The following is an 18,045-nucleotide window of genomic DNA, read 5'->3' on the forward strand; positions in this document are numbered from 1 at the left end:
CTAGGGTCGGGAATCGATCTACCTAACAGGGTTCTCAAAACGACAGTCGAGAGAAAGGTGTATTTGATTTATAAAGCCGGGGTCACAATTCAAAAAGAAAGACATATTCCACTTACCAAAGGCGTCAAAGTGTGGCCCGGATGTGCGCGCCGACGACAGAACGATCGTATTCCAAGCCTTCAACGTCTATTGCCACACCGGAACAAGCAGTAACTGTGCGACTCACCTGAGCGCCACTGACTCCAACTTGCAACCACCGCCGAAGTTGGAGATTCAATTCAAGACCGGCTCCCATTGTCTGGTAATCGAAAGTCGGACAATCACGATCTTCGTTCTCGAAGCTCAAAGAGGCTACGGTCTGAAATCGGCTAGACCAATCGTGCGTCCAGTTAAACAATAAATCGTCAGAAATCGTACTTCCAGCATTGTCAACACCTTGATCATCCGTCTGCAGTGATCTGTCGATATCCAGACTGAACTTACTGTAGGAGACCGGTGAATAGACAAGCCCAACCTCTGCAATCAATGCCGTCGTATCTTCATCACTATTTTGATCATAGATTGCTTTGAGCACACCAATGCGAGCATCACCACTCAGTTTTGACGATGATGCCAGCTCGACACCTGTCAGTAGCGAAACTTCGTTTCTATCGCGACCGTCGTCATCAAAATCGTAGATTCCATAACGAATTTCCGCCAAAACGCGAGTATCAGGAGAAAGACGCAAAGAAAACACGGCGTATGGTCGAATGTAACTGTAATCATCACCATCAGTGAATTGCTCGAGATTGGAGTAGTTGACTGAGCCTAGAGCTATCCCAGCACTCAAATTACCGCGTGCATCCGCAGCGCCATATCTGAATTCAGCCCCGGCATTGATCACTGAAACCTCGACCTGATCATCCAGAATCCCCACGATGTTGGCTGCCTGTCCCGTGCCTTGTTCCTCAGCTGTCTTTCGAAAATTGAGATTGGTAATCAGACGTTGCTTGCTGGAAAGATCACCGACAGCCCGGAGGTCAAGATTATGATTGTCATAGTCGAGACCATCTTCTGAAAAAACCCCATATTCACCGCTGTAGCTCGCAGTCAATGAAAGCAAACGACGATCTGCCCGCCACTCGAGTTCTGGTTTGACCAGCACCGCACTGCCAGACACCTCATTTGCACCATCTCTGTACAGATTATCGATAGACACATAATCGACTCTCAAAGCAGGGGTTAGCTCAGTCTCACCCAACTTTACCGAGGCTGCTTCCTGCACCGAGGCTGCTTCCTGCGCGAAGGCGTTGGCAGTAAAACAAAGGGTACTAACCGCTAACAAAGGGACCAAGCGTGGCCCGACCAGACGTTTACCGAGCTTGTCCGCTTTACAAGTACTGGAGCTATCGCAATAGAAATGACTCACTGAACCATGCACCAATGTCAAATTTGAACCTTTTATTATACCTGAGTCACTTGAAAGCTTGACAGCTGATAAGAAGAAGAATAAGACTCGCACAGGTATTTTTACCGCCTAGCGTTAATGGGCGATTTGTCATATCACCCTGATTGAGCCTCTCTACTCCTTGTTTATACTTTCGTCCAGGCAAGTTACTCAGTCGACAGAGACCAGTTGCTCGTGAGCCTCGATAGATATTCGGGCCACTTCCATCAGCTCCTCATAGGCAATAGGACTGGCACTACCGCCAGTCATTGCCGCAACGAAGGTCTGAACACAAGAGGCCTGGCCTTTATCCTGCCGAAGCAGATTCATTTTCTTGAATCCTGGCCAACCAAACCCCTGAAGTTTCCTGAAGTTATCCAACTGCAGAACTGCATTACCCGCAAACACCTCAATGCGCTCTTTCGGGAACACCTTGCCCCCATTGGCCAGATAGTGAATGGTGCCGAACGAGCCATCTTCGAAAGACAGCGTTATTGAACACTTGTCCGTGGTTACATCCACGCCCGGATGACTCCCCATACACACAGCATGCACCTTGGTGATAGGCGCTCCCACCAGAAAACGCATCAGATCGATGTAGTGACACGCTTCACCAATGATACGGCCACCGCCAACTTCCTCATCCTGAACCCAGCTATCGGCCTCGATAGCCCCGGCATTCATGGTCATGATCAAGGATTTGGGCGTCGATACACTATTCATCAGTGATTTCATTTTCTGCACCTGAGGTGCAAAGCGTCGATTGAAACCCACCATCAATACGGGTGCAGCCGCCTTGCTCTGACTGGCCTGGTAGGCCTTGTCAATATCTGCCAACTGCTGGTGCGTCATGGCCAGCGGTTTTTCGACAAAAACATGCTTGCCAGCTTCGAGGGCCTGCTGAACATATCCTGCATGTGAGTTGTGACGCGTGACCACACAGACCAGATTGATGCTTTCAGCTGAGATAACTTCATCAGCATCGGTACTAACCCGATTGAATCCGTTCTTTTCGCCGTGATGCGTCGCACTGACACCGCCTTTGGACACCACCGTGTCCAGTGTCACACCCGCACTCTTGAAGGCGGGTATGAGCGTACGCGAGGCGTAATTGCCCGCACCGATAAATCCACAGACGATCTGACTCAAGCTGGCATGCTTTGACTTGACTGGTAACGACACAGTCTGCATGGATAAATCAACGGGCTCATCGGTTCTGTAATCCAGCAAGACGCCGATTGCATTTTTGTCACTGGTCAATAAACCGTAGGCTTCAACTGCCTGATCAAAGGCATATTGATGCGTTAACAAGGGCGCTACATCCAGTCGCTGTTCTGCCATCATTTCCAGCACCGCCTGAAAATTTCGATTCTCAGTCCAACGGACAAAACCAATCGGATAATCCATGCCCTTGCCTTCATAGCGCGGATCGTAACGTCCGGGGCCATATGAGCAAGAGACTTGAAAGGTCAATTCCTTTTCATAGAACTCAGAACGATTAAGCGAGAGTCCGACAACCCCCACCAGAACTATTCTGCCGCGCTGTCGGCACATTCTGGCCGCATTACTGACCGGCTCATCCGATTTGGTTGAGGCAGTAATAATCACGGCATCAACCCCTTCGCCACCGGAGAAGCTGTACGCTTTTGCCAGCGGATCTTCGCCGGCTGCCAAGGAGACCGTCTCAGCGCCGAACTGCCGCGCCAGTGCCAGCTTGGACTCATCAAATTCAATTCCCAGCACTCGGCAGCCTTGTGCCCGTAATAATTGCACCGTCAGCAAGCCGATCACGCCCAGACCAATCACCACGATTCGCTCACCCAACGTAGGTGCCACCAGACGCAAGCCTTGCAATGCAATGGCGCTTAAAACCGTAAAGGTGGCTGACTCATCGCTGACATCATCGGGAATGGCTGCCACCAGGTTCTCAGGCACCGCCACCACCTCGGCATGATTACCATTGGAGACAACCCTGTCACCGGGTTTGAACCCTTTGACACCAGAACCGCACTGCAGCACCACACCCACATTGCTGTATCCCAGCGGCATGGGCTGATCCAGTTTGCTTTTGACCGCCTCATAGGTCGCGGCCAGACCATCGGTACCGACCTTCTCTAAAACCATCTTGACTTTTTCAGGCTGCTGTCGCGCCTTGTCAATAAAGTTGGCTTTGCCAAATTCGACCATCATGCGCTCGGTACCGATGCTGATCAGACTACATTGCGTCCGGATCAGAACTTCGCCGCTTGCCAGTGACGGTGCGGGTACTGTCGCCAGGCGAGTCTCTCCGCTGGACAGGTTTTGAAGTATCTGTCTCATTTTTGGAGTTGTTTCCTTGATTCACGATGTAAATTGAGAGCAGAGTATACAGTCTGTGTTTGGCTGCACTGTTCAGCAGTGCATTTATACTGTCGCGTTTTGTGATATCACCCGATCTTCAGGCTAGCTGTGAAAAAAATTCTACTTCTGCTGCATACGCTCCGATATCTAAAACCCATTCAGATCTACGGACGAATCTGGTTCCGCCTGCATCACCCCCACGTTCGGCCGGTGAGCGGCGCACAAGTACGCACACACACGCGTCCCATGACGCGCTTCGTGCCTGCCAAACAGAGTATTTTCGTCCCCGACTCTGGCCTGGAAACAGCCCGCAGCGAGTCGACGTCCAGAGCGCTGCTAGCCGATTGCGTGTTTAAATTTCTGGGTGATGAGCACCAGATTCAACAGCCCAAAGACTGGAATTGTGAGACGAAGGAAAAGCTCTTTTTATATAATGTTCACTATTTTGACGACCTGAATGCCGTTGGATGGGCGCAACGCAGCTCGCATCACACCGCGTTGATTGAAAACTGGATTGCAGACAATCCGGGGTCTGGTCCCGAGCGCGGAGGAAACGGCTGGGAGCCTTACCCCCTCTCCTTGAGAATCATCAACTGGATTCAGTTTTTCGAAAGACTGGAAACCGTGCCAGAGCATTGGTTGAATAGCCTGGCTACTCAAGCCCAATATTTATTCAAACGACTGGAATATCATCTTCTGGGCAATCACCTGTTCACCAATGCCAAGGCACTGGTCTACGCAGGCTGCTATCTGGAGCACCATGAGGCTTGCCTGAATAAAGGCCTGTCCATACTCCAGAAAGAAATACCCGAACAGATACTGGCGGACGGCGGACACTTTGAGTTGTCCCCCATGTACCACAGCATCGCATTGGCTGATTTACTGGATTTGATCAACCTGGCACGCAGCTACCCACAACAGATTCCTGATGCGTTCACCAATACGCTGACGAAAGTCGCTCAAGACATGTTTGCCTGGTTGCTGAATATGCAGCATCCAGACGGGCAAATCAGTTTGTTCAATGATGCGGCGATGGATATAGCCCCCGATTATCAGGAACTCGCCGCCTACGCTAAATCTCTGGATTTGGCGCTGCCTCTAACAGCCGGTACCGCTCACTATGCCAAACACTCCGGATACGTCACACTCCACAGTCAGGAACTGTGCTGCATCATGGATGTTGGCAATATCGGACCTGATTACATTCCCGGGCATGCACACGCAGACTCACTGACCTTCGAACTCTCCCTGTTCGGACAACGCCTGCTGTGTAATTCCGGCACCTCTGTTTATGGCACGGGTCCAGAGAGACTTCGCCAGCGGGGCACTGCCAGTCACAACACGGTTGTCGTTAATAATCGGAATTCAAGCGAAGTCTGGAGTGGGTTTCGTGTTGCACGTCGTGCCAAACCGTTTGATGTCAAGGTGGATATATCCACGATCGGCTACAATGCCACGCAGGTGTTTGCGGCACACTCGGGTTATCGTCGTCTGGCGGGCAAAAATATCCATTCTCGACAGTGGTCTTTTGGACCTGGCTCACTCACAATTACCGATAAACTGACTGGGCCATTCGACTCTGCAGTCGCCTACTTCCACCTTCACCCTGATATCCATGTCGACATTTCACCCACAGGCATCGAATTGAGAATGAAGTCTGGACAAACCGTGCAACTAAGGACTTCCGGTGGAATAATGCAGGTTGAACCCTCGACCTGGCATCCTTGCTTTGGCGCGTCCATCCCGTCAAACCGAATCGCCATCACTTTTAAAAAGGCACAGATCGTCACCCAAATTGCCTGGAAGAACGCCCCGCTCAACCCATGAAAATCCTTTTCCTTTCGGATAATTTTCCGCCCGAATCCAATGCCCCTGCCAGCCGTACTTTTGAGCACGCTCGGCAATGGGTGGCCGATGGGCATGAAGTGACCATCGTCACTTGCGCTCCCAACTTTCCTGCTGGCAAATTATTCGACGGCTATTGCAACCACTGGGTCCAGAAAGAGACCATGGCAGGCATGAGCGTGGTACGCGTCAAAACCTATATCACCGCTAACGAAGGATTTATCAGGCGGACACTGGATTATCTCTCTTTCATGGTCATGGGAACCCTTGTTTCCCTGTTTCAGCCCAAACCTGATGTCATCATTGCGACCTCGCCACAATTTTTTACAACTCTCGCAGGCTATATGGTTTCAGTGCTGCGTCGACGCCCCTACGTGTTTGAGCTGCGCGACCTCTGGCCGGCATCGATAACTGCGGTCGGCGTCATGAAAAGCGGCAGAACCATCCGTCTACTGGAACGACTGGAGATGTTTCTCTATCGCAAGGCAGCGCTCATTATCCCCGTCACAGAATCTTTCAAGCGCGAGCTGATTGAGCGTGGCATACCCGCCGAAAAAATAGCGGTCATTTGCAATGGGGTGGACTTGTCTCAGTACCTACCCAGACCCAAAAGCGAGAACCTGGTTCAAGAGTACGACCTGAAGGACAAGCTGGTTGTTGGCTATATCGGCACGCATGGTATGGCCCATGGCATCCCCAGCGTTGTTGCTACCGCCGCCCGCATGCAAGATGACCAGGACGTCGTGTTCCTGTTTGCAGGTGGTGGTGCCGCACGCTCGGCGCTGGAAGCTGATGTGCAGAGACGAAATCTGACCAACGTTCGCCTGATACCCATGCAACCCAAATCCTGCATGCCAGAGCTGTGGAGTATCTGTGACATTGCACTGATTCCCTTGCGCAATCAAGACCTTTTTCGCTCCGTCATACCCTCGAAGCTGTTTGAATGCATGGGCATGGGCATACCCGTCATCATGAGCGTGCCTGAAGGTGAGGCGACTCAGATTGTCCAGAATACCGGCTGCGGCCTGGTGGTACGACCAGAAGATCCCGAAGCCCTGCAGCAGGCGATCCTGCAACTGAAAGCCGACCAGGCGCACCGCCAGGAACTGAGCCAGAACTGCATTGCTGCAGCCCCGCTCTACTCCCGAGTCATGTTGGCCAAGCAGATGCTAGAGAGCATCAGGCAGTTGGTTCGAGTGCCCTAGGCACGCTCATGCTCACCGCCAATAGGTGAAAAGCGTAGTCGGTAAGTTACGAAAAGCCAGTGGATGTGGCTGGCTATAATTTGATCAGATTCGATATTCTTCTGTTGAACCTATGCTGCTATTTTGCCAGTCTTCTACTTAAGGCCATCGTTGGTTTTTCAACCGCTAAAAACAAAACCCATGCAATAACGACAGAAAGTACAACTGTAGCAAGACTAATTGCCCAGTAGGACAGCAGACCATGAAATTGATGTGCCAATGAAAGTAGAACAATGGCATGCACCAGGTAGAAGCTGTAGGATATTTTCCCAATAAACTGCAGGCTTGGATACTGTAATATTTTTCGTAAGCGCGTGTTCGCACAAGCCATCACGAGCAAGATAACCACACCTAGAGTCGTCGGCAATTGCCCTAAAACGCGTATTATCGCCTCTTGAGCCTCAGATGGGAAAAACGCATCGTATTGAATCAATGCAAATCCAAGTCCTAACAATGACCAATGCAGCGATGGCCTTAGTGAGGAAACTACAGTAAGAAGCATCCGATAATGTCGTGCAAGAATCGCGCCCGCGAAAAACTGATAGACAAACATCAAGGTAAGTAAGTAATCATTTTCATAATTGAGGGAAGAGTTGGTGTACCAATGCCCCCCTCGCCCAACCACATACAAACCCATAGCGAACGCAAGGCATACCCAAGCGTTGTACGTAAGCGTTCACGGCGTTGGAATAGCGTTTTCTGACTATGTAGGCTATTCTGAAGAAAAGGCCCTGCGAGTTTATTAGCCATCATCGTGCCCGATCCTCATCTATTAAATCCACCCCAAACGCTTGATGAGGCTCGCACTCAGATCGAGCAATTGTGGGGTGTGGTCGGTCAGTTAGAATCGATAGTCTCAGAACTTAAAGCGCAAAATGAGGAGCTTGTTGAACAGGTTCGAGAGCTGAACGAACGCATGGGCAAAAGCTCGCGTAACTCCTCCCGTCCACCCTCTTCAGACTCCACCTCGCAACGAGCCAACCGAAAAAAGAAACCCAAATCTACAAAACGAAAGGGTGCGCAGCCGGGTCATGAAAAGCACGAACGCCCGCTGGTACCCGAAAGTGATGTCGATCAGATTCAGCGCTATTTTCCGACCGCGGCCTGTGGCTGTGGTGGCTCTATTTTTGTCGATCCCGAGCCACGCTGTCGTCACCAGGTGTTTGATATCCCGGTGGTGCGTTTTTCAGTGATTGAGCATCAGCTGTTCGGTGGGCAATGCAACGGGTGTGGCAAACATCATTGCGCCCAGACTCCCGATAGCGTGCCTTCGGGGCAGATGGGCCCCAATCTGGTGGCACTTATCGCTCATCTGTCCGGGCGTTATCATTTGTCGATTCGTAATATTCAGGATTATCTGGTTGAGCACTGGCAGTTGCATTTCAGTCTCGGTGCCCTCTCTCAGGCTCAGGCAAAAGCGACGAGCGCATTAGGCGACCCGTACCGACAGATTGGCGATTTTGTTCGCCAACAACCCGTGGCGCATGCCGATGAAACACGGCATTTTCGCGGCAATGAGTGCCGTTGGCTGTGGTCGTTAGTGTGTGTGCAAGCTTGCTATTTCCTGACACAGGCCTCGCGCGGCAAAGAGGCTGCCGATAGGCTGTTAGGCGAATTCACAGGGTATTTGGTCACTGATGACTACGTGGGTTATAACCGTGTACCGGAAAGTCGTCGTCAACTGTGTTGGCCGCACCTGATTCGAAAATTCATCGATATTGCTGGACGGGTAAGCAATGGCGGCAAGATCGGACGCCGACTTTTATTACTTGCCCACGCGGTTATCCGCACCCGACATCGATGGCAAGATCAACTCATCGACGAGGCCGTTTATTACCGGCGAATGCAGCGACTACGCCGCAGCTTTCACCAGACGCTGGAGCGAGGTGCCCGGCTACGAATCGATGGGCGAACCAAACGTCAATGCCAACATCTTCTCAAGCGAGAATCTATGTGTTGGACCTTTCTCAAAGATCACAGGATCCCGCTAGACAACAATAGCGCTGAGCGTGCGCTTCGGCCCTATGTGATCTGGCGCAAGTTGAGCTTTGCCACCCAATCTTATCAAGGCGATCAGTTTCGTCCCTTGATACTGAGCATCGTGGGCACTGCACAACGGATAGGGATCTCAAGCTATCAGTTTATCCGCATCGCGTGTCACCAGTCGATGATTGAGGGCGAGGTGAAAGTGCGCTTTCCGTTTGATACGCCTCGGTTAGCGACTAGCTGAAAGAATCAGCTGCGGTTCCTACACCCCGCATGCGGGGCCGTGAACGGTTACGCGTTGTACCTCAATACTAGCCACATGATGACCGGGAAGATCAGTGCAATTCTCATCTCCATAACCAGCGTCCAAAGAACGGGGTTGAAAACGTCGTTATCAAAGCTACCGACGAGTAACACATGACCAAGAATGTCTTTCGGCTTTATGGAGTCAGGCCAAATCTGGTGAAACCACTGGCTATAGTCGTCTACTGCGATTGAGGCGAACCCTATATAAGCCAGCCATGACAGTGCTACTGCTACAATATAAGCTGGGTAGATACGAATAAATCGCTTTATCAAAAACGGGACTATTTTTACTGGACCGTGATAGAAAGGCATTGCCAGCACAAAGCCACTAAGCACAAAAAAGAACACGACCGCCTCGGAACCACCCCATAACGCACGAAACGGTGGCAATGAAACAATCTGAATGAACATGGAGTGTTTTGGCGAGGCATCACCAACCTCAGGCAGCATGACAAGAATATGCGAGAAAACAATTGCCAAGGCAGCTAGCCCTCGGAAAGCATCTAGTTCAATTATTCGTTTCATGCCCAGCTAACCATATCGTTATTTTGCCCATTACAGTCGGATCTTCAATGCTGCGGTCCGACTTTTGGCGACTCAGATTGTCCAAGATACCGGCTACGGCCTGGTGGTGCGACCAAACACACCGCCAGAAGCTGAACCAGAACTGCATTGCTGCAGCGCCGCTCTACTCCCGAGTCATGCTGGCCAAGCAGATGCTAGAGAGCATCAGGCAATTGGTTCGAGCGCCCTAGCTAGGCACGCCCGTATTCATCGCCAACACGCACGATGTCATCCTCACCCAGATAAGAGCCTGTTTGCACCTCGATAAGCTCCAATGCAATGGTGCCGGGGTTATGCAAGCGATGCATGGTACCTAAAGGAATATAGGTGGATTCGTTCTCCGTCAGCAATATCTCCTTCTCGCCATTGGTCACTATGGCGGTACCGGACACCACCACCCAGTGCTCTGAACGATGAAAATGCTTCTGTAGTGACAGCTTCGCACCCGGCTTGACACTGATGCGCTTCACCTGAAACCGAGGGTGCAGGTTCAGGCTTTCATAGTGGCCCCAGGGTCGATAGCAAACGGTGTGGGTATCTATTTCTGTTCGCTTCTGACTCTTGAGGTGTTCAATGGCAGCCTTGATACTTTGGGCATTGGAATGATCAATCACCAATACAGCGTCGGAGGTTTCAATCACAGAAATATTACGGGTACCTATCGCCACCACCAGACGCGAGCTGGAGTGCAGATAGGTATCTTGCGTGTCATGATGCAAGATATCGCCCACTCCTGAATTACCATCGGCATCACGCTGGGTAGCTTTGTGTACCGCATCCCAACTACCAATATCGGACCATCCGGACTTGTAAGGCAGAACAACCACGTTATCGGCTCGTTCCATGACCGCGTAATCAACCGAGATGTTCTGGCATTGGTTAAAAGATTCGGCCTCCAGACGAACAAACTCCAGATCCAGAGTCGCATTTTCCACACAGACTCGGGTGTGCTCATGCATCTCCAGCTCAAGCTTTTTCAGAGAATCCAGAAACACTGAGGCCTTGAAAATGAAGATACCGGCATTCCAGAAGCAATTACCGCTAGCGATCAGTCTTTGCGCCTCAATACGATCTGGCTTTTCGACAAACCGATTGACGATGCGAGGTGCATCCAGCGTGTCATCCATCGGATCACCCGACTGGATGTAGCCATAGCCCGTTTCCGGTGATGTGGGCTCAATTCCCAGAGTTACCAAGGCACCATTTTGAGCGATGGTGACCGCTCTTTCGATACTGGCCAGAAAGTCTTCAGCATCATCGATGATATGGTCCGCCGGCAGGACAACCATGACCGCATCGGGGTCGTTCTGCATCACCTGCCAGGCCGCCGAGGCAATAGCGGGAGCCGTATTACGCGCAGCAGGTTCCAATACAATCGAGAACTGAGTACCCAGAACCTCGGTCAATTGTTCAACAGCGAGAAACCGGTGTCTTTCTGAACAAACTACCAACGGGGCTAATGCCTCTGAATTGGCAAATCGCGCAACGGTTGATTGAATGAGGGATAAATCTCTGCCCAATGTGAGGAATTGCTTGGGCTGGTCTGTCCGCGAGAGCGGCCACAAGCGCGTACCAGATCCACCGGCGAGTATGACGGGTACGAATGCGGACTTTTTTGTAGTCACTGGACAACTCTCCTCAAAAATCACAAATGGATAGTAAAGCACATGCATTGTAGAACACAGTGGCTATACGAAAGCTGCGTTACAGTGACCAGATTTCCTGCACATCAGCGATTGTCGCTCGTATTCGTCTGAACAATTTCAGGATACAACCCGATTATGGTTTAATTCAATCGGCCTCATTGCTTTCGATTGACAAGTCGTTGACAATCTTGACTTAATTCCCTGCAATCAGGAGCCTGCTTATGAACGTACGAAATCCTCAAGGTTGTAAAAATCCGTGGGCTCTTACCGCCTTGACGATCCTTCTAGCAAGCTGCAGTAGCTCAGACGGCACGCCGGCAGTTGATGATGGCGATACACCTGTCGATCAGCCAGGCGAGGTCATTGACACGGATCCGACCGTCACCCCACTTATCATGGCGCTTAATTCAAGAAACCTGGGGATTGATGTACTTGAGTTCATTGATACCCTGAACTACACGAGCATCGTGATTCCAGAATCGATCCTCACCTTATCGATTGGCGAGCAAGACTGCGCCAGCGGTGGTCGCTACACCGCCTTGGCTCAAGAGTCACAAACAGAATTCAACTTCTCGGACTGCTCATTGTCTGCGACGGGGTCAAGCCCCTTGACTGGTCAATTGTCAATCACTACAAATGGCAGTGATACCTCGGCTGAGACGAGGGATATCGACGTCCGTTACGAAAGCGGGTTTGCCATTCAAAATGGGCAACGCGTAGTGACTATAGAAGGCAGATTCCTGACTGTATCGACGGACAATGAAGTGTCAGTCAGCTCCGACTCTTTGATCATCAATGACAACCAAGGCGATCTGACTGTAACAACGCTTCAATACGGCAAGACAGCAACAGAGAACGCCCAATCCACTATAAGTGTTGAATCCAACATCAACAGCTCTCGCTTTGGTTTCACGTTCGACTTGAGCACTTCACCGAACATGACAGCCAACCAGATATTCTGCCCAACAGCTGGAACATTGATTGTCACTGCAACAGATAGCTCCACCTTGACTGTCCAGGGTGCTGAAGGCGACAACGTGCTAATCGGTTCTGACACCGATCTGGATACTGTCAATTGCTCTGAGATAAGTTCTCTGGAAAACAACAGCAACCAGACCGTCGTCATAACCCCTCCCGCACCTCCGGGCGGTTGATTTCTATGGGGTGGTTCGCTCGAGCGATGACATCGGATACCGGATAGCGTAATCCGCGCCACCGGCAAAAACCCACGCTGCATCAAAGGCATCCAGAACGCCTGCGGCAGTGCTTAGCGTATCGTATCTCCCCGTTGTGTCGTTATATACGAAGGCATATTGTGCAACCTTGCAGTTCGCTGCCGGAGGCGATGTATCAGTGCATGCCGTACCACCGATAACACCGCTAGAAGCAGATGCAGCACCTCCTGCCACGGCTGGATCTGCCTCATTCAGAAACAACACATCACCATTGGTATCCACGACCAGAGTATCTGCCCATACCACCGGAAAACGGAATGGGTTTCCGACCATATTCCAACCTTGCGTACCCGGCTCTGATACATCAACGAAAAGGGGAGTGTCTACCTGAGAGCTGTACTCACCCTGTACATCAATTGATTTGCCGCTTTCATTGGTAATGACCCAGTAGCCAATTCCATTTTTCAACGAGTCGGTTAAAGCAAGTTTCTCGTATTTACCAATGAGACCACCACTACTGCCATCTTCCAGGTATTCGTATTCGAATACAACCCAGTCAGTATCATAGTTGGTAGTACCATCAGGAAAGACAGTACCCAGATCATCGAAGAGCACATCCTGCACAGTATCCGACGTCGACACTCCTACCAGGCAAGGTAATGACATCATTTTCCAGACAGTGGCGGTTAGTGCAACTGATTCATTACATGGCGAAGAATCGTTGAAATACCAATCTACTTCCGTATTGAAATATATTTCAGCGCTGATTATTCTTGCATCCCCCGCAACCAGCGAGGCCGAGACCGAACAGACAGCCACGCCGGTTTTGCTTGAATCCATTGCCACTGAAATATCGCAATCGGGTGCAGCACTGATACCGCCGTATACCAGCTCTACCGTATAGTCGTCAGCACTACCTTGAACACCATCCAACCCACTTCTGCCATAGCGCAGAGTCGAGACATCATCGTGACCCAGGGTCCTTTGTATCTCCGCACCGAAAGTCCCCTGTTGCATCGAAGCCTCCGTGAACGGACTCCGATAGCGCGATAATGAAGAAACACTCCTATCCGCATTTGCAGGGAATAAATCACCTACGGGTAGGTCCGTCTCATCACGTGTGTAGGTAGAAGCGTCCACTATCCTGTTTTCGGCAAATGGATTATTGGTATCACGATTGAAATAATGCAAATTCACATCATCACCGCGCACATCATCTGCTGAACCTATTACGTTATCCACTCCGGCACTGAAACCATAAACAGAATCTGCCCCTGTATTAGATTGCGTAAAGTCGGTGTCTGAGCCTGACACGGATGACGTTAATCCCATATTAGGATGCCCGAGGCCAACGCAGTGTCCCATTTCATGCAGTGACACTGACTCAAAATCAATGGAATTGGAAGGCAATGGCATATTACGCAGGTTGGAACTTGTGGATTCCTGCTTATTCCAGATCGCGATGTTGTTCATTACAGGGCGAACCATCTCATTCGCATAAGCGGTGCCTGGTGTAATGCACACCTTGAGCTCAAGCGCGCCGCCATCGCCTGAGTATCCACTTGGATATGTCAAACCACCGGGAAGCTGATTTCCAAAAATATAGGATCCAGCTTGTGTTTGACAGGATATGGCTGCAAGCATGGCGCCAAACAAGGCACCTCCTGCTATCTGAAGACTCTGCTTCGTTATGATGATCATTCGTCTAATTCCCCGCCCTGCTGAAGAGCTCTATCATTTTTACGTGCAGCTCCTTGAGAGGCTGCATCGCAACACTAGCCGATGCAGCATTGGCTGTGGCAATGACATCATCAACCTGGATCGATTGCATCTCACTCGACACAGCTTCGCTGGCAGAGATCACCAGTTCACTGCCGCCTTGCAAGCGATTGAACTCAAATGTACTGGTTGTAGAATCTGAAATTGCTACGAGTTCGGAATCTGAAGCGTGTTTTTCTACGCCTGGCAAATTCTCCGATTCTGTCAATTTTGCAATTTCAGAGGATTGTGCCAGCTCTACAAGCTCTGTTATTTCTGCATCATTCAAGACAAATTCATAGAGACCCGGATTTCGCATTCCCACTTCACGATTAACAACAACTCGCCCTCCGGCATAGACGCTGACCATTGGACTGTCGCCTCCCTGCGCAATCAAGGGGTGACTCTGGTCAAACGTGATTATGGGCGTAGCGGTCTGATCTTGTGCGTGAACCTCTGCAGTTACCAGCACCAACACACCGCTTACGCAAGCTGAGATTAATCGCCATGGCGACGCTGTAGTGTAAATCGTCATATTACTTTCCTGGATGAATGACCTCGTTCAACCAACCACTGAACACAGATCAACTTTTTCATGCTGTTGATAGGTGCATCAATGGCCGTCAAAATATATTGTATCAAGCATCGAGACTTCTCTAAACAGGGTTCCGACATGGAAACAGGACACCGAGACGTCGGACATGAATTGATTGACGAATTACAGACTTGCTCAACGTTGTCAGCCTGCAAGAGAAACTAGAGCTGCCCTAATCCATAATGTGTTGATTCTTTACTGTGCCAATCCAGCTGGAAACCTGCTTTTCCCGTGCTTTCTGGAGTAATCTGCGGACAGGAACGGCATTCACGCCTCTTCCATTCATGTCGTTCAAACCAACGAGGTTTGCAAGAAAATGTTCACGATGACAACTGTCGTTCGACGGTTACTTTTACCCTGTACGATGGTGATGCTCACCTCGATAGGCGCAGCCCATGCCGCAACGTCACCCGATGGCGTATGGGAAAGTGCCGCGCAGCTACAGGTTTCGGCAGCGGAAAATGGTTCCAGCAACACTAATGTACAGCCTACGGAATACAGCGCCTTCAGCCTGAACAAGGACCTGTTGGAATCGACTCTGGCAACTGCATCAGGCGAACAGATAGAGGGCTCATCTGGCGCATCCGGCCAGACCCTGATTGTACATCTGCCGATGCCGGATGGTTCGTTCATGGCATTCAATGTCGTAGAATCATCCATCATGGAACCTGACCTGGCCGCACAATTTCCGGAAATCAAAACCTATGCCGGTACCAGTGTCGAAGATGCCGCCATACAGGTGCGTCTGGATCTCACCCCTGCAGGCTTTCATGCACAGGTCATGATGGTTGGTCAGCGCTGGTATATTGATCCGCTATTCAAGGACAATTCCGAACTGTACGCCAGTTATTATCGAGAGAATCTGGACGGTGAAGTCCAACAGTGCCTGGTGGGATCGGCAAATGAGTCAAGCCCCGTGAGCACATCAGCCCAAGCCTCGGGCGATAAATTACGCACCTACAGAATCGCAGTGGCAACCACAGGTGAGTACGGCCTGTTTCATGGTGGCACAGTCTCGCAAACCATGTCTGCGGTAGTAACGACCATCAATCGGGTGAATGGCATTTATCAGCGTGAACTGGCTATCGGTTTTACCTTGGTTGCTGGCAACAGCCAGCTGATTTTCGTGGACCCGACGACAGACCCCTTCACGGGCAACTTCAATGGTGACACTTTAATGGAGGAATCGCAGACAGTCATTGATGCAAGAATAGGGTCAGCAGGTTACGACATCGGTCACACCTTCAGTACAGGGGCTGGCGGCGTGGCAGGACTGGGTGTCGTTTGTACAGAAGGCACAAAAGGCCAAGGCGTCACCGGCGGCCCCTCCCCGGTTGGCGACGCCTACGATGTGGATTTTGTGGCCCATGAAATTGGCCATCAATTCGGTGGTAATCACACGTTCAATAGCGGTTTGGGCAGTTGCGAAGGTAATCGTAACGCATCGACAGCTTATGAACCCGGTGGTGGCACAACGATTCAAGCCTACGCAGGCATTTGCGAAAGCAATGACCTGCAGCAGAACTCAGATGCCATTTTCCATTCAGAGAGCTTTCGAGAAATAAGGGCGTATATGGCCAATCCTGGCGGCGGCGGTGCCTGCGGCGTGGAGACAATTCTGAACAATGCCACTCCGACGGCTAATGCCGGCGCTGATTACACCATTCCTCGCGCCACCCCATTTGTACTGACTGGATCGGGGGCTGACTCCAATGCGGGTGATGTGCTGTCCTACCTATGGGAACAACGTAGCTTGGGCCCAAAAGCGGCACTGTCAGCACCAGACGACGGCGCGATACCTTTGTTTCGCGTATTTACGCCGAGCGAATCTCCAACCCGTTTTCTGCCTCGCCTGTCCACACTGGTGACCAATGTACCCAGCAGCGCAGAAAAATTGCCGAATTTGGCTAGAACCATGAACTGGCGCTTGACGGTACGTGATAACAAAGGAGGCGTGCAGTCAGAGGATGCAGCAATCACTGTCAACGCCGGCGCTGGTCCATTTACGGTAACCAGTCCTAATGGCGGAGAGAACCTGCAGGGTCTGGTTAACGTCACCTGGGATGTCGCCAATACCGATACGGCACCAGTGAATGCGACTTTAGTCGATATCTTCCTGTCCGTTGATGGCGGTTTGACGTTTGATTTATCCAATCCCCTGGTCACTGGCACGCCCAACGATGGCTCATATGACTTGACACTGCCAAGCCAAACCCAGAGCCAGGCAAGGATCATGGTCAAGGGCCACAACAATATATTCTTCGATATCTCAAACGGCAATTTCAGCTTCACCCCACACGATGTGGGCAAGGTCATTGCGACCAATACCTGGCAACAGATTTCGTTACCGGCGGTTGCTCCTGCTGGCTCCAATACGGTAGCGGCAATAATAGCCGATGACATGACGGGCACACACCAAGTCGACTGGATGCTATTTGGCTACGATCCTGTAACTGAAATGTATACGGAACCAGCGCTGACAGAGGTTATGGCCACTGGCATTGGTTACTGGATCATTCAGGTAAGCGGCAGTGATAAAATCCTCGACATGCCTGCTGGCAGCACTCCATTATCAACGTCAGCAAGTGCTGGTGATCCGAGGTGTTCCGATGCAGAGGGCTGCTTCCGGCTTTCTTTGACGACCACGGCGGGAACGTTCCTGTGGAATATGATCGGTAATCCGTTCTATCAGACGCCTTCAGTCAGTAGCATTCGAGTGTCAACAACCGGTGGAATTTGTGGTGATACCGATGGATGCAGCATGACCGAGGCAGCTAACGAAGCTGGTGCCAATGTACAGCACAACCAGTTCTGGACCTACAACGGCACGACATACGATATAGCGGGCGAGTCCAATACCCTTAGCCCTTGGACTGGTTATTGGAACCCGGTATTGTCAGGTGCGCATGGACTCAGTCCTGTCATGCACATGCCACGACATTAATTACGGACTACGTTGAAGATATCAACAGGCCGTCTGTGTGGATGGCCTGTTGACGTTTTCCTGGTATTTATCTTTAACCTTTAAATCGTTACAACTTTCTAACAGTGCAAGCTGCACTTTTGGCTAATCTGTTGCGATTACAAGGTTACATACTGTTGACCTCGCCTCGAACTCCGTATAAATCTGTTTACGGTACCCAGACGACTTGTGCGACAG

12 protein-coding genes are annotated in these 18,045 nt (G+C 50.8%); 5 read left to right on the plus strand and 7 right to left on the minus strand.

The window, feature by feature from the left end; genetic code table 11:
- Positions 1-124: 124 nt before the first annotated feature.
- A complete protein-coding gene (locus IMCC3135_RS22105) occupies positions 125-1,408 on the minus strand; it encodes an outer membrane beta-barrel protein (RefSeq protein ID WP_157736184.1) in 1,284 nt (427 codons plus the stop codon).
- Positions 1,409-1,597: 189 nt separating this feature from the next.
- A complete protein-coding gene (locus IMCC3135_RS22110; protein ID WP_088919571.1) occupies positions 1,598-3,745 on the minus strand; it encodes a bi-domain-containing oxidoreductase in 2,148 nt (715 codons plus the stop codon).
- A 231-nt stretch (positions 3,746-3,976) separates the two neighbouring features.
- Between IMCC3135_RS22110 and IMCC3135_RS22115 the strand changes: the two genes are divergently transcribed.
- Together IMCC3135_RS22115 and IMCC3135_RS22120 are read left to right on the plus strand one after the other, a co-directional pair.
- On the plus strand, positions 3,977-5,593 hold the full coding sequence (locus IMCC3135_RS22115; protein ID WP_157736185.1) for a heparinase II/III family protein: 1,617 nt from the start codon (positions 3,977-3,979) through the stop codon (positions 5,591-5,593).
- Positions 5,590-6,816: a glycosyltransferase family 4 protein gene (locus IMCC3135_RS22120; protein ID WP_088919573.1), complete on the plus strand. Its 1,227-nt coding sequence runs from the start codon at positions 5,590-5,592 to the stop codon at positions 6,814-6,816. The genes IMCC3135_RS22115 and IMCC3135_RS22120 overlap by 4 nt, the downstream gene beginning before the upstream one ends.
- A 118-nt stretch (positions 6,817-6,934) precedes the next feature.
- On the opposite strand, the gene IMCC3135_RS22125 is transcribed toward IMCC3135_RS22120, so the two are convergent.
- Positions 6,935-7,492: an acyltransferase family protein gene (locus IMCC3135_RS22125; protein ID WP_088919574.1), complete on the minus strand. Its 558-nt coding sequence runs from the start codon at positions 7,490-7,492 to the stop codon at positions 6,935-6,937.
- Between the two features lie 117 nt (positions 7,493-7,609).
- Between IMCC3135_RS22125 and tnpC the strand changes: the two genes are divergently transcribed.
- Positions 7,610-9,085 carry an IS66 family transposase gene (gene tnpC / locus IMCC3135_RS22130; protein ID WP_088919187.1) on the plus strand — a complete coding sequence of 492 codons (1,476 nt, stop codon included), beginning with the start codon at positions 7,610-7,612 and terminating at the stop codon, positions 9,083-9,085.
- A gap of 47 nt (positions 9,086-9,132) precedes the next feature.
- Here tnpC and IMCC3135_RS22135 read toward each other — a convergent pair whose 3' ends face one another.
- Together IMCC3135_RS22135 and IMCC3135_RS22140 are read right to left on the minus strand one after the other, a co-directional pair.
- Complete coding sequence (locus IMCC3135_RS22135; protein WP_088919575.1) at positions 9,133-9,672, minus strand: acyltransferase family protein; 540 nt, start codon at positions 9,670-9,672, stop codon at positions 9,133-9,135.
- 230 nt (positions 9,673-9,902) lie between these two features.
- Positions 9,903-11,336 (minus strand): mannose-1-phosphate guanylyltransferase/mannose-6-phosphate isomerase, encoded by a 1,434-nt coding sequence (locus IMCC3135_RS22140; protein ID WP_236994634.1) that lies wholly within the window; start codon positions 11,334-11,336, stop codon positions 9,903-9,905.
- Positions 11,337-11,578: 242 nt separating this feature from the next.
- Here IMCC3135_RS22140 and IMCC3135_RS22145 point away from each other — a divergent pair, with 242 nt between their 5' ends.
- Entirely contained in the window at positions 11,579-12,511 is a 933-nt protein-coding gene (locus tag IMCC3135_RS22145; protein WP_088919577.1) for a hypothetical protein, read from the plus strand.
- A gap of 3 nt (positions 12,512-12,514) precedes the next feature.
- Here the strand turns inward: IMCC3135_RS22145 and IMCC3135_RS22150 are convergent, their stop codons facing one another.
- Positions 12,515-14,233 carry a hypothetical protein gene (locus IMCC3135_RS22150; protein ID WP_088919578.1) on the minus strand — a complete coding sequence of 573 codons (1,719 nt, stop codon included), beginning with the start codon at positions 14,231-14,233 and terminating at the stop codon, positions 12,515-12,517.
- A gap of 4 nt (positions 14,234-14,237) precedes the next feature.
- Positions 14,238-14,825, minus strand: a complete 588-nt coding sequence (locus IMCC3135_RS22155) for a hypothetical protein (RefSeq protein WP_157736186.1) — start codon at positions 14,823-14,825, stop codon at positions 14,238-14,240.
- A gap of 385 nt (positions 14,826-15,210) precedes the next feature.
- Between IMCC3135_RS22155 and IMCC3135_RS22160 the strand changes: the two genes are divergently transcribed.
- A complete protein-coding gene (locus IMCC3135_RS22160) occupies positions 15,211-17,829 on the plus strand; it encodes a reprolysin-like metallopeptidase (protein WP_157736187.1) in 2,619 nt (872 codons plus the stop codon).
- Positions 17,830-18,045: the final 216 nt, after the last annotated feature.

Origin of the sequence: Granulosicoccus antarcticus IMCC3135, assembly GCF_002215215.1 — a bacterium.
Classification (GTDB): Bacteria; Pseudomonadota; Gammaproteobacteria; order Granulosicoccales; family Granulosicoccaceae; genus Granulosicoccus; species Granulosicoccus antarcticus.